Here is a 20,414-nt window from a genome sequence, read left to right as displayed (position 1 = left end):
GCTGGCGCAAGCGGATCGGCGCGGAGGAGATCGAACTTCTGCTGGCCGAGACCATCCGGCTCGCGCTCGAGACCGGGGCGGTGAACGAGCGCCAGTTCGAGCGGATCACCGTGGATACCACCGTGCAGACGAAGGCGGTGGCGCATCCGACCGACAGCCACCTCATCCTGCGCGCGACCGAATGGCTCAACCGGATCGCGAAGCGCCAGCGCGTGAAGCTGCGGCAGTCCTTTGCCCGCGTGATGGTCCGGGCGCGGCGCGAGGCGGCCCGGCTGATGCACGGCCGCGGCCACAGGCAGGGCCTCAGATGGGTCGCCAAGATGCGCACCTGGCTCGGCCGGCTCACCCGCGACATCCGCCGCAGGACCGAGGGCAAGCCGGAGCTGGAGGCGGCATTCGAGACCGCCCTTGAACGCGCCGAGAAGCTCCTCACCCAGGCGCCCGGCGACAGCGGCAAGCTCTATGCGCTGCACGCGCCGGAGGTCGAATGCATCGGGAAAGGCAAGGCGCGCAGCCGCTACGAGTTCGGGGTCAAGGCGTCCTTTGCGGTGACCAACGAGCGTTGCAAGGGCGGGCAGTTCGTCCTTGGCGCCCGCACGCTGCCGGGCAACCCGTATGACGGCCACAGCCTCGCGGCGCAGATTGCCCAGACCGAGCGGCTCACCGGCCGGCGCGTGAAGCGCGCCTATGTCGACCGCGGCTACCGTGGCCATGGCGTCGAGCGCGAGGGGCTCGAGGTGATCCTCAGCCACACGCGCGGGATCGCCTCACCCACCATCCGGCGCGAGATGCGACGGCGAAACGCGATCGAGCCGGTCATCGGCCACATGAAGGCCGACGTCCTTCTTGAACGAAACCACCTCGCCGGTCCCGACGGCGATGCGATCAACGCGCTGCTCTGCGCCGCGGGCCACAACCTGCGCCTCATGACCCGCTGGCTGAGGCTTCTTTGGCTCTGGATCCTGGCGCCCGCCCTACGGCTCAGGGCGCTCCTGGGGACGTGGCGACAGGATCCGATGGTCACGTGAAGGGAAATCGGGGCGAAAATCACGGGCGACGAGATGGTGGTTGGGTGATGGGAATACGGGGCAAAAATCACCGGTGACAAGCGGGCATCGGTGCGGGAAATGATCGAGGCGGTGGGCGCGCAGCTTCTGTTCCTCCCGCCCTACAGCCCGGACTTCAACCCGATCGAAATGGCCTTCGCCAAGCTCAAGGCGCTGCTCAGAAAGGCGGCCGAGCGCTCCGTTGATGGCCTCTGGAACGCAATTGGGCGGTTTGTTGACTGCTTCACACCGCAGGAATGCGCAAACTACTTCGCCGCTTGTGGATACGATGCAGACTGATCGAAAAACGCTCTAATCAAGGTGTCCACCCGGCGTCACACCGATGAAGACGCAGAGTTTCTACCATCTCCCGGGACACTATCCGTGACGCTGTGACGTACGCTCGTTGGGATAGGGCCCCTGTGGTGCCCACCGATGGGCATTAGTGATGTCGACCTCTGGTAAGCGTACATCACGCCTGAGAACATGAGCTATGATGGCCCACCCAGTCAGAGCAATATAGACTAGATCACTGAAAAAAGTCGCACGCTCCAGATAAGCCCGCTCGAGAGCAAGCTTCGGCGGCAGGAGGTTGCGTGCATAAGTACCTTCTGGATCGGTATCGTCGAGCAACACCTCGGCCATGAGATAATTGTAGATGGCGCCTGGGCTTGTGATACCGGGCCGGACACGCAATGTCTCGCGCATCCAGTCCGTGTAAATTTTATCTACAATCTCGGGGGCCTCGGGGCGCGGGCCGACCACGGACATGTCCCCGTTCAGGATGTTCCAGAACTGCGGTAGTTCGTCGATCTTCAGGCGGCGGATCAGGTTGCCGAAGGGAAAGATGCGAACGTCGCCGGGCGCGGTGATCGCCGAGGTCCCGTCTTGCGTCACATGCATGGTGCGCAACTTGTACATCGTGAACACGCTGCCGCCGCGGCCAACCCTGCGCGCCCTGTAGAAGACCGGCCCGGGCGAGGAGAGCAGGATGCCGAGCGCGGCAACCGCCACGAACGGGGCCGACAGCAGCAGGGCAAGGGTGGCAAGCGCGATGTCAAACAGGCGTTTGGCCATTCCGCAGCACCCGTCGGATGGTCATGAAGCATTCGGCGGCCTCCGCCAGAACCTGCGAGCCTGCGCTTTCCGCCTTCACGCGCAGGGAATGCAGCGAGCGCGGGTGCGGCCAGTCCCGCAGTTCGGTCTCATAGCAGGCCATCGCCTCGATCTTCTTCTCCAGCGTGGCGGAGATATCGACCCAAGTGTCGGGCACGAAACTGCGCGGATAGGCCCACTCGGTGGAGCTGACGGTATCGAAGGCCAGAATCGCCTGGATGAATTTCTCCAGCGGGCGGGTCGCCACCAGCGCTGCTTGGAACAGGAGCTGGTGATCGCGGTTGATGTCGTAGCCATACTGAAGATACACCACCTCGGGCCGGACCCGGCCCACGATCTCTTCAAGGGGCGTGATGATCTCGACGAGCGAGAACCGGTCGAGGCCCTGGTCGGGAAAATCCAGAAGCATCAGCTCCTCGACGCCAAGCACGGTGGCGGCGCGCCGCGCCTGGTCATGCACCCCCTTGCGGCCATCGCTGTCGTGTTTGAGGGCTCCCGCCGCAGCCACCACGCAGGTCACACGGTCGCCGGTCTCGGTGTGAAGCGCGATTGTGCCGCCGGCTCCGAGCAGCTCGTCGTCGGGATGGGCGGCGATTACCAATACGTTTCGCTTTGTCATCTCTGGTTTTGTCTCCGGCTTTCCCCCGGGTCGGCGAAGCTGGTTATTCCGCTTTGCGCCAGCGCCGGTCCGGAGAGGGTCTTGCTGCCGTCCTCCTCGAGTTCCAGCACCGCAACGGCCCCTTCCGCGCAGGCCACAATCAGCCCGCAGGCCTCCGGCGTATCGGAGATCAAGGGGCCAAGAACCGTGCCGGGCGCGGCCAGCGAACCGGAGAGCGGCAGAAGCGCGCTGCGCCACACGGTCATGCGCACGCCGTCCGCCGCCGAGAACGCACCGGGATAGGGGCGGGTGAGGGCGCGGATGAAATCATAGACCTGCCGGGCCGGGGTTGCCCAGTCGATCAGGCCGTGTTCGGGGCGGCGGCGCGGCAGCAGGGGCGCGCCGACGTCGGTCTGAGGGCGGGCCTGAAGCGGCTTGCCGGCGGACAGATCCCGCAAAAGCTCGAGGATCATCTCGCAATTAGTCTCGGCGACGCGGTCGTAGATGGTGGCGACGTTGTCGAACGGGGTGATCGGGATCGGCCGCTGCGCCAGTATGTCGCCGGCATCCACCCCCTCGGCCAGGCGCATCAGCGTGTTGCCGGTCAGGTTTTCGCCCTTGATCAGCGCCCAGTTGACCGGCGCGCTGCCGCGATTGGCCGGTAGAAGCGAGGCATGGGCTCCGAGGCAGCCGAGCCTTGCGCTGCGCAGCGCCGGCGGATGGAGGATCTGCGACCAGCCAATGACAAACAGGATATCCAGCTCCAGCCCCTTCAGCAGCGCGACGGCTTCGGGGTCGTTCACATTGCGGACATGGTGCAGCGGAATCCCGTGCGCGGCGGCGATGCCGGCATAATCGGCCGCGCCCGATCTTCTGGCCCGCAGCTCGTCCTCCAGGGTGATGATCGCATGGACCGGAAAACCGGCCGCAAGGATAGCCTTCAGCGGCCTGATCCCCTCGACATGATGGCTCAACCAGCCGATGCGCAGGGCCGGTAGCGTTTGCGTCATGCCGCCGCGCCCCCCAGCACGTCGCGCACGACCTCGATCACCCGGTCCTGCTCGGCATCGGTCATTGACATGAACAGCGGCAGCGACACGCAGCGGGTGAAGATGCGGTCGGCATTGGGAAACGCGCGGCCCTCCGTGAAGCGCTTCCACAGGGTCATCTGATGCAGCGGTCGGTAATGTACCGACACGCCGATGCCGGCGCTCTGAAGCGCGCGGATGAAGTCGTCCCGCGCCAGCGGCGCCCGGTCGGACAGCTGCAGGATGTAGAGGTGCCAAGAATGCCGGTCCCCCTCGGCGGGTCCCGGCGGCAGGATCACCGGCAGGTCGGCAAAGGCGCTGTTGTAACGCGCAACGCGTTCCGTCCGGATGCGGACGAAGTCGTCGACCCGGCCAAGCTGCACGAGCCCGATGGCCGCGGCGATGTCGGTCAGGTTGTATTTGAAGCCGGGGGCGATGACGTCATAGAACCAGCTGGCGCGCTTATCGGTGAACCTGTTGAACACGTCGCGGTCGATGCCGTGCAGCCGCATCACCCGGGCCCGGGCGGCCAGCTCGGGGTTGGCGGTGACCAGCATCCCGCCCTCGCCGGTGGTCATGGTCTTGTTGGCATAGAAGCTGAACGCCGTCGCATCCGCTCCGCAATTGCCGACCGGCCGGCCGCGGTGATGGGCGGGCAGCGCATGGGCCGCATCGTCCAGGATTTTCAACCCGTGCCTGTCGGCCAGCGCCCGCAGCGCGGTCATGTCGCACATGCGCCCGGCGAAATGCACCGGCATGATGACCTTCGTCCGTTCGGTGATCGCGGCCTCCGCCGCGGCCGGATCGATGCAGAGGGTGTCGGCCTCGACATCGACCATGACCGGGGTCGCCCCGAGATAGCGCACCACCTCGGCGGTGGCGGTAAAGGTCAGGGTCGGCACGATGACCTCGTCGCCCGGGCCCACGCCCATGGCCTCGAGCCCCAGATGCAGAGCGGCGGTGGCGGAGTTGACCGCGACCGCCTCGACATCGTCCCCGATGCGGGCGGCGAAGGCATTCTCGAACGCGGCGCATTTCGGCCCGGTCGTCAGCCACCCCGACCGCAGGCATTCGGTAACAGCGGCGATTTCGTCGTCACCGAGACTTGGGCGAAAAAATGGAATGGATGTTAAATCGAAAGTCGTCAACGTCACACCCTCATGATCAACCCCAGCATGTCGGGCACCCCGCCGCTCGGAGTCCGAAGCTTCTGGAAATCGCGAAGCGAGCGTCATCCGGGGGCAAAGGCAGGCGGGTTTGTTTTTGTTATAGTCTCCGATCTGGCCGGCGAGCAACTTGAGAACAAGACCGGCAGCCGGAAGGCACCCAGCCCGACGGACACCGGCAGGCGGGGGGTCAGCCGGGGCGCTTCCAGTGCGAGAAATCCCGCCCCAGAAGCCGCGACAGCTGGTCGATCTCGTCGTTCAGCCTAGCCACGACCCCGGCTGGCCAGTCGGACACCTCGACCCGCAGGGGATCTTCGCAATACACCAGCCTCGAGACGAGCCGGCTGTCCTTAATCCGCCCCAGAAGGCGCAGCATCCCCACGGCGCGCAAACTATCCGATACGAGTCGACCGAGCCGCACCAGCAGCCGCGAGCGGGGCGTCCGGGCGATGTTGCGGTCGACCCGCTCGAGCGGGATCGGATGGGGGGCGTCCAAGCCGATATTGGCATAGAACTGCCGTACAACGCTGTCGGGGGAAGACATCAGATCGTCGAAGGCGTAGACCTTCAGACGCTCGCCGAACTGCGCCATATAGGGGCCTAGCAGCGTGGCATAGGCGCTCTGCTCGACAAGGTCGGGATAGCGGTTCAGCGCATCCTCAAACCCAGCGAAGTGGGTGATTTCCCCCGCCGCCAAGCGAAACCGCAGGCTGGACACCAGCCGGTCGAACGGGTTGCGCAGGATCGTGTGAAGCGTCAGCTGCGCGCCCATCGACGCCAAGTTGGGAATCGCCCCGGGGTCGTAGACATACATGTTGGCCACTTCCCCACGCCGCGCGCGGGTTGCACAATCGGCTGGGAAGTAGTGCCAGAACCGGTCTTCCGATTCCTTCCCCCCTGTCAGGAAATGATTGGTTTCCTTGATCCCCTGCGGGAGGGCGATGCGCGCGTCCTGGCGGATGACCGAATGCATGTAGGTTGTCCCCGACCGGCCCGGGCCGATGAAGACGAAATCAAGCACCGGCACCGAACACCTCTTCATAAAACCGCCGGACATGGGGCGCATAGGTTCTGTGCTCGGCGATCCAGGCCTTGGCCCGGGCGCCCATTGCGGCCCGTTCGGTGGCCGGCATCCGCGCATAGGCCTCCAAGGTCTCGCGAAGCGCCGCGGGGTCGTTGGCCGGAATGAAGGTGCCGGCCTTGGCCTCGTTCAGCATTGTGCGATATCCGCTGTCGGGATAAGACATGATGACCGGGACCCCGTTGTTCATGTATTCGACCAGCTTGTTCAGGGACTGCCCGTAACGCCACAGCTTGGAATCGTGGGTCGAAACATAGCCCACATCGATCGCCTCGTAGAACCGCCAAATTCGGTCGCGCGGAACGGCATCGTGGAACACCACGTTGTCGCAGCCCTGGAGCTTCTGTCTGTAGTCGGGCAGCAGAGCCCCTTTGCCGACGATCTTAAACAGGAAGCGCGAATCGTCGCGCAACGACAGTATCGTGTCGATCAGCGGGTCGAGGTTGTTGGTCACGCCGATGCTGCCGCTGTAGCCCACCACGAGCCGGTCGGCGTCGCGCGGATCGCGGAAATCCGGCCCGTCATCCTTGGGAACGACGTCTTCGTCAACGCAGATCGGCAAGAACAGGAACGGCTTTTCCATGCCGAGGACCTCGGCGTTGTAAAGGTCAAGGCGCGGGATCGAACTCATCACGAAGGCCGCATCGCGGGTGACTACCCGTTCGATCCATTCGAACCCGCGATAGGCAAGCCCGTTGGGGTTGATGTTGCTGTCCTCGGTGAAGGTGAGCGGCCAGATATCGCGCACGTCGAAAATGTAGCGCGACCGCCGCTGCCGTGCCAGGAAGCGGGCGGTCAGGCCGCTGAGCAAGGAGGGCGACGAAGCCAGGTAGACATCCTGCCGCTCCCTGGCCAGCAGGAACAGCAGGCACCGGAGCTCGAACACAAGCCACGACCAGATACGCGCGCGCCGGCCGCGGTTCTCGTAGGGCGGAGTCTTGACGGTGACGACGCGCACCCCCTCGATCATCCGCGTGCCCGGCCGGACCGAGGCAGCCCCCGTGTGGTTGGAACTCGAGATCATCAGGGTCACGTCGACTCCTTCCCGCACCAGATACTTGGCCAGGTAGAAGACCCGCGTCAGCACCCCTTCGTTCGGGACGCTGCCGTATTTGCACAGGATGGTCAGCGTCGGCCGGCGGCCGGCCCGGTAGCCCGAATCAAGCATAGAGGCGCGGGATGGCGTTGATGGTCCGGATCGTGCTCTCGAAGTCGAAGCCGATCGCATCAAGATACCACTTGATGTTGGGATAGCGCGGCCGGTTCTCGTCCTTTACTCGGACCAAGGCCTCCTCACGCGAGATCTGCCCCTCGCGGATCTGGTTGCTGCGGAAGGTATCGTGCTCGGTGAAGCCGGCAACGGTGTAGTAGATGTAGTTGTAGAACGCCGCCGTGCCGTCACCGATCCGCCAAGTGGTGTTGGTGTCGGGGGCCTTTTCCCAGTCGTACATCGCCAAGGTCTGATCGACCAGTTTTTCATCCCACGTCCAGTAGTCGAAGATGTGAAAATAGTCCGACTTTTTCATGAAGCTGCGATAATACTCGCCCGACAGAGTATCCCACAGCGAGCTGTTGAAATAGCCCGGGCTCTTCAGCATCGCCTGAACGCGCAGCCACTGATAGCGCAGCTGCTTGCGCACGCCGTTGTAATACACCTTGTCTTCCTCGAAATCCGGCGGAACCCCCAGGAAGCCGGCCTTGAAATGGGTGACCTCGAGCGGGTTGATGCCCCACAGGTTGAGGTTGATGCCGGTCTGCTTCTTGATCGTCTCGACATGGCGGAAGAAGTGCTTGTCGCCGGCGGTCAGGATGCTGACCATCCCCAAATGCGGCGCCTTCAGCCAAGCCTTCAGGTTCTTGGCGATGTTCTCGCGCTTCTTCGCGATGTCGTCGGCAATGATGATGTTTTCCACACGCAACTCGGCGCACATCCGGCTGATGTTGCGCCGGCCAAGATCTGTCACCATGCCCCAGTCATAGGTGTAGGTGATCGGCTTCATCTTCAGCTCTTCGACGATCAGGTGCAGCCCGTAGCAGCTGTCCCGCCCGCCCGAAAACGGAACGATGCAGTCCGGGCCGTGCGCCCTGCGGTAGGGCTCGACCAACTTGAACAGCTCTTCCTTGGGCTTGGGCACGTTGCGCGGCTTGTAATTGTGGCAGTAATTGCAGACTCCCTCTTCGTCGAAGCGGATGAAGGGCATCGTCTCGGGCAGGATGCACCGGGTGCAGCGGCGAATCTCGGGCTCCGGATAGACCAGCAGGGCCTCTTCGGTGCTGTTCAGGATTAGCGTAGGGATCAGGTTCTTCACCCGTGCCCGGATATCGGAGACCTTGATGGTGTCATGCACCGGAATGTCCGCTGTGACAGTGTCAAACACTTGGCCGACATCGGCGCACCCCAGCTGGTTGAGCGCATAGGATTCCGAGGCGAAATACAGATTGTCGTCCTTGGTGCCGGTATAGAGGCTCCCATTGTTGGAAAACAGCAGCAGCTTGCCCAGACGCGGTACTGCAAGGGCGCAGGAGATGGTCCCCTTGCACTTCTCTAGCACAAGCTGGCCGATCTCCTCGACCGCACCGCCGGCATCGAGGTGGTCCGCCGCGATGGCCGCTATCACCTCGCTGTCGACCTCGAGCTCGCGCGGGCGGGTCAGCGTCGGCCAGATTTCCTCGTGGTTCACGATGATGCCGTTATGGATGACGATGATACCATCGCGAACGACCGGTTGGTTGTCGGACAGGCCATTGGTAATCAGCCGGCTGTGTCCCATTGCTAGGCCGGACTCGCCCAAGCTGACCTTGCGCATCAGCTTCCTGATCTCGAAGTCGGCCCGCTGGACGTCATATCCGTCGTCCCGCACTACGACGAGACCGCTTGAGTCGCGCCCCCGCTGCTCGGCATGGCGGGCGAGCGAGGCCAGATCCCGCGCGTCAATTATTGCATTTGCGATAATCCCGAAGATGCCACACATGGTATGTTCCTGATAAGTTCTTAGCCTTGTGGTCTAGGTCGTTGATCTCGCCGCCCCATCCCTCGGCTCATGCTTTATCATTGCCGCGATCAGAGCCCCTTGATTCGCTGGACCTCGATAAGCTTGTCACCAGCGGGCTCCGCAGTTTTGTCTACCGAAAGAACGGGAGATGAGCGCTTTCCCCCAGCTTTTCAGGTCTCTTGCCGCTGCCTACTTTGGCTGAGCCCCGCACTTTCCACAAGTTGCGAGGCCTTTCGGCCGAAGCATACCCTCATGCCGCCATCTCCCGTTGTTCCAAAGGTGCGAGCTGCTTCGTATTGCAGACAATGTTCGAGAGCCTGATCTTCGCCCGCCCACGTGCCATCCCGATCGTGCACACGAATAAGCGGTGCCGGCCCAGACCACCAGCGCGATGTTTCCGGGGGCGAGAGGGCGTCCAAACTCTCGAGCGTCGTAAAGTGAGGAACCTATCACCACCGGCCTGAGAACTCCCCCGAACACCTCTGTCACCGACCGCTTGCGGATCGGCCCAAGGGGGGCAGTGATGTAATTCTTGTAACCGAACACTGGAGCAGCGATTTCAGCCATCAGATCTCCATCCGCGCCGCGCGGCGCTTGCAGCGGCCGCTCTTCAGCATGCGGCGCCGACCAGCGTCCTTCTGGGCGAGCTTCGGCGGCTTCTCCTTCCATGCCTCTGACGTGCTGCCGCCCATCTCCAGAGATGCGCTCATCCCGATGGGCTCCTTACAGTTGCAAACGGCACTCGTGACCGAGTTCTTCATTGGGTCCGCCATGCCGCATCTTCCCGCAGGGGGCAAGACGGAGCACAGCCCCCGCGGGAAAGCCGCGCAAAATCGCTTGCCCCCTACCCCACCCGCTTCCTCACCCATCCCAGGAACGCCGCGTCGGGGGAGCGCAGCCGCGCGCGGCCCGTGGCGGCCCACACCCCGCGCCATTCGGCCTCAAGCGCGTAGACATCCGCCCCCGGCATGAGCGCGCGCGCTTTCTCGAGCGTCTCGGCGCGCAACACGGGCGGTGCTTCCAGGACAGCCGCGCGCGAGGTGAAGCGGATGATGTCGCCCGCCTCCTCTTCCATCTCGTAGTCGGGCAGGTGGTTCGAGGCCGCCATCTGGCGCAGCATCGCCCGGAACACCCGCCGCGGCGAGGCCGAGCCCGACTTCTCGTGCAGCACCGCCACCGACACGCGCCAGCTCTCCTGCCGGCCGCAATGCTTGCGCGCGAGCTCGTAGATGCGGCGCTCCAGCGGTTTGCGCAGGCGGAAGTAGTCGCGGCTGATGGTCAGCACCGATTTCGCCAGCACCGCGCGGAAGAGCCACTCCGAGAGCGTCACGGTGACCGAGATCATCCGGCCCCCCCGCGTCCGGCGCAGGATCTCCCAGCTCTCGATGAGGCCGAAGCCCGCGGTGGTCTCGTAGTCGCCGGCGACGAGATTGGTGGTGATGCGCGTGCCCGCGAGCCGCTCGAAGGCGTCGCGCAGGCGCCGGTAGCCGTCGCCCGAGGTCTCCCGGTTGGTGGCAACGAGCAGGTCATGCGCCCTGAGCGTCAGCGTCCGGCTCACCGCGCGGCCCGCGTTGAGGGCGGCGACGAGCTGGCTGATGCAGTAGATGAGCACATCCTTGTCGTGGATCGTGGCAAGCCCCTTCACCGAGGGCGTCACGGTGATCTCCACCCCCCCGCGCGCATAGCGCAGGATGCGCCGGTCGGGCCGCGTGGCGAGCGAGAAGACGGGATGCTCCATGGTGCCGATGTCATCCTTGGGGATGGCATCGAGAATGTCGCAGACGAAGAAATCGCCCGTCGGGTGACGGTCGGGCAGAAGCGCGCCGCGCCCCCCGCCTTGCATCGCCCTGCCCTGCCCTGCCGCTCCGGCCACTGCCCCGCCCTGCCCTCTCGCGCCTTTCCGGCTTCGTGGTTTCGGTGACGCCGAGCCTAAGGCGATCGCGGCCCGCGGTCCAGAAAAGCGCCGCGCGTCATCGTGGCTTCGGAGTCGGAGAGGCGTGGTTTCGGAGTCGCGTTATCGTGGCTTCGGAATCGCCCGAACCCGCAAACGCGCCGGATCTTCCTGTAACCTCAATGGCTTGGGCGAAGCGCGAAAACCCTTAACACATATCTAACACATGATAACACTTGGCCCGCGGGCTGTCTGATGCCCTCCCCCCGCCCGCGCGCCTCGACCTACCTGCGCGAATCGCTTTGAAAAATCAGGGTGTTCGGGAAAGCGTCATTTCTTTCGTGCCATGTGCGCGGTTTTTGCGTATAAGGGGAAAAACGCAGCACATCGGGCAAGAGGCACGTCGTTCATGGCCAGCGAGGCAAATCCCCTCCCCCCCTATTTCAACATCGACCCCGACCGCGCCGAGGCCGAGCTTGACCCGCCCGCGCGGGCCGCCGATTTCGCCGCTATCGCCGAGGCCTGCGCGCGCGGCCGGGCCGACCTTGCCAGCCGCGGGCTCGACGAGCAGGGGCGCAAGCAGCTGCGGCTCTTCTCCACCTGGGAGATCACCCGCTATCTCATCCCCGTCGCCACCGCTCACTTCCGCCGCGTGCTCAAGCAGCACCCAGAGCTGCCGCAGGGCCGGTCGGAGACGGAGGGCGGGGCGAAATGGTTCACGCTGGAGGAGGTGCTGAAGCTGCGCGCCCATTTCGCCGCCGAGGGGTCCAAGGCCAAGGAGTATCTGCCCTACCGGCCCAAGGGGCTGCCGGCGAAGATGGTGGCGGTGGCCAATTTCAAGGGCGGTGTCGGCAAGACCTCGACGGCGGCGCATCTGGCGATGTCCGCCGCGCTCGACGGCTACCGGGTGCTCGTCGTCGACCTCGATTCCCAGGGCTCCATGACCTCGATCTTCGGCGGGCGGGTGGCCGACGAGTGGCAGACGGTCTTCCCGCTTCTCGCCCGCCACTACGCCCAGCATCTGCGCGCCGAGAACCAGGCGCGGGTGGCGCGCGGCGAGGCGCCGGTGCCGCTTGACGACACGCTCTCGGAGGCGCTGAAGATGAGCGCGGCGGATGTCATCCAGCGCACCCACTGGCCCAACATCGACCTCATCGGCGCCCAGCTCAACCTCTACTGGGCGGAGTTCCAGATCCCGGTCTGGCGGATGGGCGCGCGCGGCTGGAAGCTGTGGGACGCGCTCGGCGACGCGCTGGCCGAGGGCGGCGTGCTCGAGACTTACGACCTCGTGTTCATCGACACGCCCCCCGCGCTTGGCTATCTCACCATCAACGGGCTTGCGGCGGCCGACATCCTGCTCGTGCCGCTCGGCGCCTCGTTTCTCGAGTTCGACTCCACGGGGCGCTTCTTCGACATGCTGCACTCCACCTTCGCCTCGATCGAGGAGGCCGAGAACATCGCCGCCCGCGCGCTCGGGCGCGAGGAGCTCAGCTTCGAATGGGATGCGGTGCGCGCCGTGATCACGCGCTTCGACGCCTCGCAGCAGACGGAGATGGCCGCGCTGATGCAGGCCTATCTGGGGCGCACCCTCTCGCCGCACCGGCAGGATTTCACCGCGCTCATCGGACAGGCCGGCGAGCAGGTCGCCGGCATCTACGAGGCCGATTACCGCGACTTCAACCGCGAAACCTACGTGCGCGGGCGGATGACCTTCGACGAGACCTATGCCGCCTTCAAGCGGCTCCTCCTGGGCATCTGGCGGCGGGAGGAGAAGGCCCGGGCGGAGGCCGCCGCGTGAGCCCCCTGCCTCGCCCCCTTCGCCGCGAAACCTTTCGCAGGGCGTTTTTGACCAGATGGTCAAATGTTTCGCGCGCGAAACATTTCGCACCGTGTTTCACCGCGTGTTTCGCGCCGCGCCGCCTCGGCGTGCGGAACGCTAACCCCGCCTTTGCCGCCCTGCCCCACCCTGCCCGTTCCGGAAAGGGAGACTGACCCATGGCCAAGCGCCGCCGCCTTGTCATCGATCCTGCGCCGATTCAGAGACTGAGCCCGCACGCGCCCGAGGCGCCCGCGCGCCCCTCGGCGCTCTCCGCCCCGCCGATTGCCGCCGTCGCCGGCGAGGCCGCTGCCGCCGCCGCCCTGGCCGAGGTCACCGGCGCGCTCGAGGCCGCCCGCGCCGAGGGCCGGCTGATCCAGCCCCTTCCCCTCGAGGCGATCGACGAGCACCACCTCGTGCGCGACCGCCTGCCGGGGGAGGACGAGGCCTTCGAGGCGCTGGTGGAGAGCCTGCGCGCCCGCGGCCAGCAGACGCCGATCGAGGTGGTTCAGCTGGATGAGGGTCGATACGGGCTCATCTCCGGCTGGCGGCGGCTGAGGGCCTTGCGCCGGCTCCATGAGGAGACGGGCGAGGCGCGGTTCGCGAGCGTGCTGGCGGTGTTGCGCCGGCCGTCGGACGCTTCCGAGGCCTATGTGGCGATGGTGGAGGAAAACGAGATCCGCGCCGGGCTCAGCCATTACGAGCGCGCGCGGATCGTCTTCAAGGCGGTGGGGCAGGGGGTCTATGCGACCGAGAAACAGGCTCTGAACGGGCTCTTCGGCTCTGTTTCGCGCTCGCGCCGCTCGAAGATCAAGAGCTTCATCCCCATCGTCGCGACGCTCGACGGGGTATTGCGCTTTCCCACCCATCTCGGCGAGCGCCTCGGGCTTGAGCTCGGCCGCGAGCTCACCGATGCGCCGGGGCTTGCCCGCGACATCGCCGCCGCGCTCGAGAAGGCCACGCCCCAGACGCCGGAGGCCGAGCAGGAGGTGATCGCCCAAGTGCTGGCGCTTCACGCCAAGAGGGCAGGGGAGGGAGCAGCGGCGGAGGCCCCGCGCGAGGCCACCCCGGCCGAGCCCGCACCCCCTGCCGTGCCGGAAGCGCCGCCGGAGACGGACGCGCCCCCCACCCCCGGCATCACCCTGCGCTTCGACGCCACCGCCCGCCGCCTGACCCTCTCTGGCCCCGGTGTGGATGCGGAGCTTGCCGCCGAGCTGCGCGCCTGGCTTGCGTCGCGAGCGGGGTGAGGCCGCGAAAGGTTTCGCGGCGGAACGCCGGTGAATTTTGACCAACCGGTCAAATGTTTCGCGTGCGAAACATTTCCGCGCCATCCACCACCCGCGGCCATTAACCGGCTTTTCGGAGGCCGCCCCCGGTGTTAAGGAGAACTCAGGGCAGCAACCCCTGCGGATTGCGTCAGGGGACATTTCGCCGGCCGAGTGAATTTCTGGGGGGAATTGCCGTGAAGCTCTACCGTGCCCTGGTCGAGTGGATCGCTGCGCTGCCGCGGCCCACGAAACAGGCCATCATTTTCGTCACCGATCTTCTTCTTGTCCCGATTTCCTTCTTTCTCGCGCTTGCGATCCGGGTTGGATCGACGGCGCCGCTCAGCCATCCGCAGGCGGGCGATACCGGCCAGGTGATCATGCTGGTCACCTTCGCGGCGATCCCCACCATCCATTTCATGGGGCTTGCGCGGATGAAGGTTCACACCTTCGAGCTGCGCGCGGCCCGGCAGGTTCTGATCTGCGCGCTGTTTCTCGGCATGCTGGCGATGGGGCTGAGCTACATCTTCCTGCTGCCCATGCCGCGCTCCGTTCCGGTCATGTTTACGGGGATCTATTTCACGCTCTCTGCCGGCGTGCGGCTTCTCGCCCGCGAGCTTCTGGTGCGCGGGCCAAGGGGCGAGCGGGTGCCGGTGGCGATCTACGGCGCGGGGGCGGCGGGCATCCAGCTTGCCTCGGCGCTCAGGATCGCGGCCGAGACGCGGCCCGTCGCCTTTGTCGACGACAACCCCTCGCTCTGGGGCATGATGGTGGCCGGGCTGCAGGTGTATCCGCCCTCGCGGCTCGAGGAGATCGTGCGCCGCAAGGGCATCGCCCGGGTGCTGATCGCCATGCCCTCGGCCCCCGAGGCGCGGATCAGGGAACTCGTGCGCGCGCTCTCGAAGCTGCCGGTGGAGGTGCAGGTGCTGCCCTCCTACATCGACCTCATGGCCGGCAAGGGGCTCGCGGAGAGCCTGCGCCCGGTCGAGCCCGACGAGCTTCTCGGGCGCGATGCGGTCAATCTCGACGTGCCCGACATCGCCAAGGCCTATGCCGGGCGCTCGGTGATGGTGACGGGGGCAGGGGGCTCGATCGGCTCGGAGCTCTGCCGCCAGCTTCTCGACTGTCACCCGGCGCGCATCGTGCTCTTCGAGCAGAGCGAATTCGCCCTCTATTCCATCGACCGCGAGCTGCGCGAGATGACCGAGGGGCGGGGGATCGAGATCGTCTCGCGCCTCGGTTCGATCACCGATCCGGCGCGGGTGCGGGCGGTGATGGCCGAGGCGGGGGTGGAGATCGTGCTCCACGCCGCCGCCTACAAGCATGTGCCGCTGGTGGAGGAGAACGAGCTTGAGGGCGCGCGCAACAACGTCCTCGGCACCCGCGTTGTGGCCGAGGCCGCGCTCGAGGCGGGGGTCGAGCGCTTCATCCTCGTCTCCACCGACAAGGCGGTGCGGCCGGCCAACATCATGGGTGCGACCAAGCGCATGGCCGAGCTCGTCATCCAGGATCTGCAGACGCGCAGCCCGAAGACCCGCTTTGCCATGGTCCGTTTCGGCAATGTCCTGGGCTCCTCGGGCTCGGTGCTGCCCCTGTTCCAGAAGCAGATCGCGGCGGGCGGGCCTGTGACGGTGACCGACCCGGAGATGACGCGCTTTTTCATGACCATCCCCGAGGCCTCTCGGCTGGTGCTTCTGGCCGGCGCCTATGCGCGGGGCGGCGATGTCTTCGTTCTCGACATGGGCGAGCCGAAGAAGATCATCGACATCGCCCGGCAGATGATCGAGCTTTCCGGCGCGCGGGTGAGGGATCCGGAGACCGGGGAGGGCGACATCGAGATCCGCATCATCGGCCGGCGGCCGGGGGAGAAGCTCTATGAGGAGTTGCTCATCGACAATGACAGCCTCACCGAAACGCCGCATCCGAAGATCCTGCGCGCCGAGGAGACGATGCTGAGCCAGATCGAGGTCGCGGCGATGCTGCGCGAGATCGAGGCGGCGGTGGAGACGGGCGACGCCGCGCGCCTGCGCAAGCTTGTCGCCGCGCGGGTGGAGGGCTATGCGCCGGCGGGGGAGGGGGTCGCCAGTTGAGAAGCGGAAAGAGCTCTGTTTCGCCGCGGAACATAGAGGGTGAGTCGCTGAAAACCATGTCAGGGCGGAAATGGGGGCTCATTGAGGTTTGCTTCCCTTGACTGCCGAGACAGGGCATAAGCGCCTGTGCGAGCGTGGCGCACCTTGCGCCGCGGTTCGGGAAGTGAGTGCCGGGCGGCGCGGCGAGACGGAAGGCATGTGATCTTGTTCCACTCCATCCTCGTGGTCTGCGTGGGCAACATCTGCCGCTCGCCGGTGGGGGAGCGGCTCTTGCAAGCGCGGCTTGCGGCGCGGGGCAGGGCGCTGGAGGTCGCCTCGGCCGGGATCGGCGCGCTCGTGGGCCATCCCGCCGACGAGACCGCCGCGCGGGTGGCGGCGGCGCATGGGGTGGATCTCTCCGGCCATCGCGGGCGGCAGTTCACTGCCGAGCTCGGCGCGGCGCATGATCTCATCCTGGTGATGGAGCCCTGGCATCGGCGGGAAATCGCCTCTCTCGCCCCCGCCCTTGCCGGGCGCACCATGCTGTTCGATGAATGGACGGGGAAAAGCGGCATCCCCGACCCCTACCGCAAGCCGGAGGCGATTCATGAGGCCACTTTCAGGCTCCTTGACGAGGCCGCCAGCGCCTGGGCGGAGAGGCTTGCGAAGTGAAACCTGACGCGACAACAGCCAAGGACGGGCCCGAAACCGTGGAAGACAGCCCCTTGATCGACAAGCCCCTGAAGAGGCCCCGCGAGGCCGGAGCGCGCCTTTCGCCCGAACCCGCGCCCGCGCGGCCCGTGCCGCCCGCGCCGGAGGATGACGAGATCGACCTTCTGGAGCTTTTCGGCACGCTCTGGCGCGGCAAGCTCTGGATCGCGCTTGTCACGGCGCTGGGACTGCTCGCAAGCGGCTTCTACATCCTCAACACCCCGCCCACCTATCAGGCCGATGCGCTGATCCAGCTTGAGGAGAAGAGCGGCGCGCTCGCCCTGCCCTCGAGCCTTGCCTCGCTGATGAGCGAGGAGCCGCGCAGCGCCACCGAGATCGAGATTCTCAAGTCGCGGATGGTGCTGGGGCAGGGGGTGGAGCGCTCGCATTTCGACTGGCGGGTGGAGCCCTTGCGCGTGCCGCTCGTGGGCACGGCGCTCTCGCGCTTCCGTCTGCCGGTGCTCGACGGGCTGATCCCTGCGCGTTTCGTGCGGGCGGGCGAGGGCCTGAGGCTTGCCGATCTCTCCGTGCCGCCGCGCTGGCAGGGCGAGGAGATGGCGCTGACGGTGACGGGGCAGGGGAGCTTCACCCTCGCGCTGCCCGACGGGCGCGCGCTCGAGGGCCGGGTCGGGGCGCCGGCGAGCGATGAGGAGACGGGGCTCACCCTCACCGTGGCGGAGATTGCCGCCGAACCGGGGCGGGTGTTTCTTCTGAGCCAGGTCGGGATGCTCGATGCCATCGACGAGCTGCGCAAGGAGTGGCTTTCGGTCAGCGAGCGCGGGCGGGGCTCGGGCATTCTCGAGGCGCGGCTGACGGGGCCGGACCGGGCGCGCAATGTCGAGGTGCTCGATGCGATCGTGAAGGCCTATGTCGAGCAGAACATCCTGCGCAGCGCGGCGGAGGCGGAGAAGAGTCTCGAGTTCATCCGCAGCCAGCTTCCGGGCGCGCTTCTGGCGCTGCGCCGGGCGGAGGCCGCGCTTGACGCCTTCCGCGAGAAGAACGCCACCGTCGGGACCGAGACCAAGGCGCTGAGCGACGAGATCAACCGGCTCGAGGCGCGGCTCGCCGCCCTCGACGATGCCGCGGCCGCTGCGCCGGAGGAGAGGGCACGGCTTGAGGCGCGGCTTGCCGAGCTCAAGGCCGAGCTCGGCGCGCAGCACAAGGCCGAGCGCGAGCTTGCAAGCCTCACCCGCAATGTCGATCTCGCGCAGCGCGCCTATGTCGAGCTTCTCACCCGTGCCAAGGATGTGGAGATGCTCAAGGCCAGCGCCATCGGCAATGTGCGCATCGTCGACGAACCGGCCGCCACGCCCGAGCCGGTGGCGCCCAAGGTGCCGCTCATTCTGGCGCTGGGGATGCTTCTGGGCGGCATGCTCGGCAGCGGCGGCGTGCTGGTGCGCAACTGGATGCGCCACGGCGTGCGCGATGCCGCCGACATCGAGCGCATGGGCCTGCCCGTCTTCGCCACCGTCAACTACAGCCGCAAGGGGGACACGGGCGGCGCGCGGCGCGGGCAACTGCCGGTGGTGGCGCTCACCGACCCCCATGAGCTGGCGGTGGAGGGCATCCGCTCACTGCGCACGAGCCTGCATTTCGGCATGCTCGATGCGCCGACGCCGACCGTCACCATCACCTCGCCGCACCCGGGCGCGGGCAAGAGCTTCATCGCCGCCAACCTCGCCGTGGTGGCGGCGCAGGCCGGCCAGCGCGTCTGCCTCATCGATGCCGATCTGCGCCGGGGCCAGCTGCACCGCTTTTTCGACGCGCCGAAGGAACAGCTCGGGCTCACGGAGATTCTCGCGGGCGACGCGAGGCCCGAGGAGACGCTGATCGCGGGGCCGGTGGAGGGGCTTTCGATCATCGAGACCGGGCGCTATCCGCCCAACCCCTCCGAGCTTCTGATGCGGCCGACGCTCGGCGAACTCGTGGCGTGGTGTGCCGAGAACCATGACCTGGCGATCTTCGACGCCCCGCCGGTGCTTGCCGTGACCGATCCGGTGATCCTCGGCCGGGTGACGGGGGCGACGCTCATGGTCGCCCGCCATGACGTCACGCCGCTTCAGGAGGTGGAGGCGGCGATCCGCGCCTTCGAGAGCGCGGGCGTGCCGCTCACCGGCGCGGTTTTGAGCGGCTTCGACCCGAAGAAGGCGCGGAGCCGCTATGGCTATGGCTACCGCTACGCCTATGGCAAGCGGAAGGAGGAGTGAGGGCAGGGGCGGTTGACGGCGCCGCCCGCCTGCGGCATGGGCCGCGCGCGTGCATGCTGCGGGGAGATGAGCCATGAGCGCTGCGGTCGAGGCCGGCTTGCCGACGCGGCGGGGGGTGTTGGAGGGCGCGGTGCGCTGGCTTGCCATCGCCGCGCTGCCGCTCTGCGTGAGCTCGCCGGGGGGCACGGTGGCGCTGGCGCTTCTGGGCCTCGCGGGGCTCGTCTTCCTTCGCCGCGGGGTGCGCCCCGCGCCTGAGGTCCGGCGGCTCTTTCGCTGGGCGGCGGGACTCTATCTCTTTCTCCTTGCCGTCGACATCGTGAACGGCGCGCCGGTGCGAAGCCTCCTTTCGACCGGGGTCAATTACCTGCCGCTCATCGCCATCGTGCCTGCACATGTGGCGCTGCGGGCCGCGCGGGTGGGGGAGGGGGAGATCATGCTCGGCTTCCGCCTCGCGGTGCTGGCGGCGCTGGCGCTGGCGGTGCCTAGTGTGGCGAGCCTTGTGGAGGGCGGGCGCTTCATGCCGGTGACGGGCCTCAACCTCAACCAGATCCCCTTCGGCCTTGTCATGGCGCTGATGTCGGTGGTGCTTCTTTCGCGCGCGCTCGAGGGGAGCGGGTCTCGGCCGTGGGCCGATGCGCTTGCGGCCGGTCTTGTCGCGGCGGTGGTGGTGCTCACCCAGAGCAAGCTCGCCTGGGGAAGCCTCGGTGTAGGGTGGCTTGCGCTAGGGATACTGTACGCCCGCCGCCTCGGCCCCTGGCGGCTTGGTGCGGCGCTCGTCGGGGCGGCCTCGGTGGCGGCGCTTCTGCTGGCACTGCCGCCGGTGCGGGGAGAGCTCGCGCAGCTTGGCGATGCGCTCAGGCGGGTGGCGGCGGGCGATCTGAGCGATGGCACGCTCGGCCGCCGCATCCTGATCTACAAGGGCAGCTGGGTCGCCTTCATGGAGCGTCCCGTTCTCGGTTGGGGTCTCCCCGGGCAGATGGATGTGGTGAAAGGGTTCATCGCGCAGATGAGCGATATACGCATGCCCGCCACGCACCTTCACAGCGACTGGTTCCGCCACCTCGTCGGCTACGGTCTCTTCGGCGCAGTGTTCCTCGCGGGGTTCTTCCTCTTCGTCGTGCGGCTCGCCCGCGTGGCCGAGCCTGTCCACATGCGCCGGGCGCTCATCGCGGCGCTGCCGGCCATCGCGCTTTACATGAGCTTCGACGTCTTCTTCAACATGGACGCGCTCACCGGCTTCTTCGCGCTCCTCCTCGCCATGGCCCTCCCGCGCGACGGGGATATGGCATGAAATTACATAATCACAATTAGAATCTTGACCCCTTGAAAGGGGGCAGATTCACAAACGAAGTGCAACTTCTGTACCAAGACAGCAGGTTACAGAAGGAAGCCCGATGCCCCGTCCCTACACGCACCTGAGCCTTGAA

The 20,414-nt window shown here is 66.4% G+C and carries 16 protein-coding genes and 1 pseudogene; 8 read left to right on the top strand and 9 right to left on the bottom strand.

Features of this window, described 5'->3' with window-relative positions:
* Positions 1-1,028: IS5 family transposase (locus BLQ14_RS14880; protein ID WP_092501360.1), on the top strand; the 1,028-nt coding region annotated here is incomplete at its 5' end.
* Positions 1,029-1,106: 78 nt separating this feature from the next.
* A pseudogene (locus BLQ14_RS14875) lies at positions 1,107-1,346 on the top strand (transposase); the annotation flags it as partial.
* 78 nt (positions 1,347-1,424) lie between these two features.
* On the opposite strand, the gene BLQ14_RS14870 reads toward BLQ14_RS14875, so the two are convergent.
* The 9 genes from BLQ14_RS14870 to BLQ14_RS14830 all read right to left on the bottom strand — a co-directional run bounded on the left by BLQ14_RS14870 (position 1,425) and on the right by BLQ14_RS14830 (position 10,871).
* Complete coding sequence (locus BLQ14_RS14870; protein WP_092501359.1) at positions 1,425-2,123, bottom strand: sugar transferase; 699 nt, start codon at positions 2,121-2,123, stop codon at positions 1,425-1,427.
* Complete coding sequence (locus tag BLQ14_RS14865; protein WP_092501358.1) at positions 2,104-2,781, bottom strand: PIG-L deacetylase family protein; 678 nt, start codon at positions 2,779-2,781, stop codon at positions 2,104-2,106. Before BLQ14_RS14865 ends, BLQ14_RS14870 begins: the two co-directional genes overlap by 20 nt.
* Positions 2,778-3,770 carry a methionyl-tRNA formyltransferase gene (locus BLQ14_RS14860; RefSeq protein ID WP_092501357.1) on the bottom strand — a complete coding sequence of 331 codons (993 nt, stop codon included), beginning with the start codon at positions 3,768-3,770 and terminating at the stop codon, positions 2,778-2,780. The genes BLQ14_RS14865 and BLQ14_RS14860 overlap by 4 nt, the downstream gene beginning before the upstream one ends.
* Positions 3,767-5,083, bottom strand: coding sequence for a DegT/DnrJ/EryC1/StrS family aminotransferase (locus BLQ14_RS14855; protein WP_245657136.1), 1,317 nt, complete (start codon positions 5,081-5,083; stop codon positions 3,767-3,769). The genes BLQ14_RS14860 and BLQ14_RS14855 overlap by 4 nt, the downstream gene beginning before the upstream one ends.
* A 61-nt stretch (positions 5,084-5,144) precedes the next feature.
* Complete coding sequence (locus tag BLQ14_RS14850; protein ID WP_092501355.1) at positions 5,145-5,981, bottom strand: sulfotransferase family protein; 837 nt, start codon at positions 5,979-5,981, stop codon at positions 5,145-5,147.
* A complete protein-coding gene (locus BLQ14_RS14845) occupies positions 5,968-7,203 on the bottom strand; it encodes a glycosyltransferase family 4 protein (protein WP_170068481.1) in 1,236 nt (411 codons plus the stop codon). Before BLQ14_RS14845 ends, BLQ14_RS14850 begins: the two co-directional genes overlap by 14 nt.
* Positions 7,196-9,007, bottom strand: coding sequence for a glucosamine 6-phosphate synthetase (locus tag BLQ14_RS14840; protein WP_092501353.1), 1,812 nt, complete (start codon positions 9,005-9,007; stop codon positions 7,196-7,198). Before BLQ14_RS14840 ends, BLQ14_RS14845 begins: the two co-directional genes overlap by 8 nt.
* A gap of 587 nt (positions 9,008-9,594) precedes the next feature.
* Positions 9,595-9,738 (bottom strand): hypothetical protein, encoded by a 144-nt coding sequence (locus BLQ14_RS15470; RefSeq protein ID WP_170068483.1) that lies wholly within the window; start codon positions 9,736-9,738, stop codon positions 9,595-9,597.
* Between the two features lie 134 nt (positions 9,739-9,872).
* Positions 9,873-10,871 (bottom strand): replication initiator protein A, encoded by a 999-nt coding sequence (locus BLQ14_RS14830; protein ID WP_092501351.1) that lies wholly within the window; start codon positions 10,869-10,871, stop codon positions 9,873-9,875.
* 457 nt (positions 10,872-11,328) lie between these two features.
* On the opposite strand from BLQ14_RS14830, the gene BLQ14_RS14825 reads away from it, so the two are divergent.
* From BLQ14_RS14825 to BLQ14_RS14800, 6 genes are all read left to right on the top strand, one after another.
* Positions 11,329-12,717 carry an AAA family ATPase gene (locus BLQ14_RS14825; RefSeq protein WP_170068485.1) on the top strand — a complete coding sequence of 463 codons (1,389 nt, stop codon included), beginning with the start codon at positions 11,329-11,331 and terminating at the stop codon, positions 12,715-12,717.
* Positions 12,718-12,914: 197 nt separating this feature from the next.
* On the top strand, positions 12,915-13,982 hold the full coding sequence (locus BLQ14_RS14820; protein ID WP_092501349.1) for a ParB/RepB/Spo0J family partition protein: 1,068 nt from the start codon (positions 12,915-12,917) through the stop codon (positions 13,980-13,982).
* 215 nt (positions 13,983-14,197) lie between these two features.
* The gene (locus tag BLQ14_RS14815; RefSeq protein ID WP_245657135.1) at positions 14,198-16,090 is read left to right on the top strand and encodes a polysaccharide biosynthesis protein; all 1,893 of its coding nucleotides are present in this window, start codon (positions 14,198-14,200) and stop codon (positions 16,088-16,090) included.
* Between the two features lie 198 nt (positions 16,091-16,288).
* On the top strand, positions 16,289-16,741 hold the full coding sequence (locus BLQ14_RS14810; protein WP_342670253.1) for a low molecular weight protein-tyrosine-phosphatase: 453 nt from the start codon (positions 16,289-16,291) through the stop codon (positions 16,739-16,741).
* Entirely contained in the window at positions 16,738-18,987 is a 2,250-nt protein-coding gene (locus BLQ14_RS14805; protein ID WP_245657134.1) for a polysaccharide biosynthesis tyrosine autokinase, read from the top strand. Before BLQ14_RS14810 ends, BLQ14_RS14805 begins: the two co-directional genes overlap by 4 nt.
* A gap of 73 nt (positions 18,988-19,060) precedes the next feature.
* Positions 19,061-20,278, top strand: coding sequence for an O-antigen ligase family protein (locus BLQ14_RS14800; protein ID WP_092501348.1), 1,218 nt, complete (start codon positions 19,061-19,063; stop codon positions 20,276-20,278).
* Positions 20,279-20,414: the final 136 nt, after the last annotated feature.

It is taken from the genome of Meinhardsimonia xiamenensis (assembly GCF_900102905.1).
Lineage (GTDB): Bacteria > Pseudomonadota > Alphaproteobacteria > Rhodobacterales > Rhodobacteraceae > Meinhardsimonia > Meinhardsimonia xiamenensis.
The sequence above is the reverse complement of the archived record's forward strand: the minus strand, read 5'-3'. Positions and strand labels throughout refer to the sequence as shown.

What these genes read in the sequence shown, in the direction of transcription:
- BLQ14_RS14870 (WP_092501359.1), bottom strand. Translation starts at nt 2,123, where the DNA reads ATGGCCAAACGCCTGTTTGACATCGCGCTTGCCACCCTTGCCCTGCTG.
- BLQ14_RS14865 (WP_092501358.1), bottom strand. Translation starts at nt 2,781, where the DNA reads ATGACAAAGCGAAACGTATTGGTAATCGCCGCCCATCCCGACGACGAG.
- BLQ14_RS14860 (WP_092501357.1), bottom strand. Translation starts at nt 3,770, where the DNA reads ATGACGCAAACGCTACCGGCCCTGCGCATCGGCTGGTTGAGCCATCAT.
- BLQ14_RS14845 (WP_170068481.1), bottom strand. Translation starts at nt 7,203, where the DNA reads ATGCTTGATTCGGGCTACCGGGCCGGCCGCCGGCCGACGCTGACCATC.
- BLQ14_RS14840 (WP_092501353.1), bottom strand. Translation starts at nt 9,007, where the DNA reads ATGTGTGGCATCTTCGGGATTATCGCAAATGCAATAATTGACGCGCGG.
- BLQ14_RS15470 (WP_170068483.1), bottom strand. Translation starts at nt 9,738, where the DNA reads ATGAGCGCATCTCTGGAGATGGGCGGCAGCACGTCAGAGGCATGGAAG.
- BLQ14_RS14830 (WP_092501351.1), bottom strand. Translation starts at nt 10,871, where the DNA reads ATGCAAGGCGGGGGGCGCGGCGCGCTTCTGCCCGACCGTCACCCGACG.
- BLQ14_RS14825 (WP_170068485.1), top strand. Translation starts at nt 11,329, where the DNA reads ATGGCCAGCGAGGCAAATCCCCTCCCCCCCTATTTCAACATCGACCCC.
- BLQ14_RS14820 (WP_092501349.1), top strand. Translation starts at nt 12,915, where the DNA reads ATGGCCAAGCGCCGCCGCCTTGTCATCGATCCTGCGCCGATTCAGAGA.
- BLQ14_RS14800 (WP_092501348.1), top strand. Translation starts at nt 19,061, where the DNA reads ATGAGCGCTGCGGTCGAGGCCGGCTTGCCGACGCGGCGGGGGGTGTTG.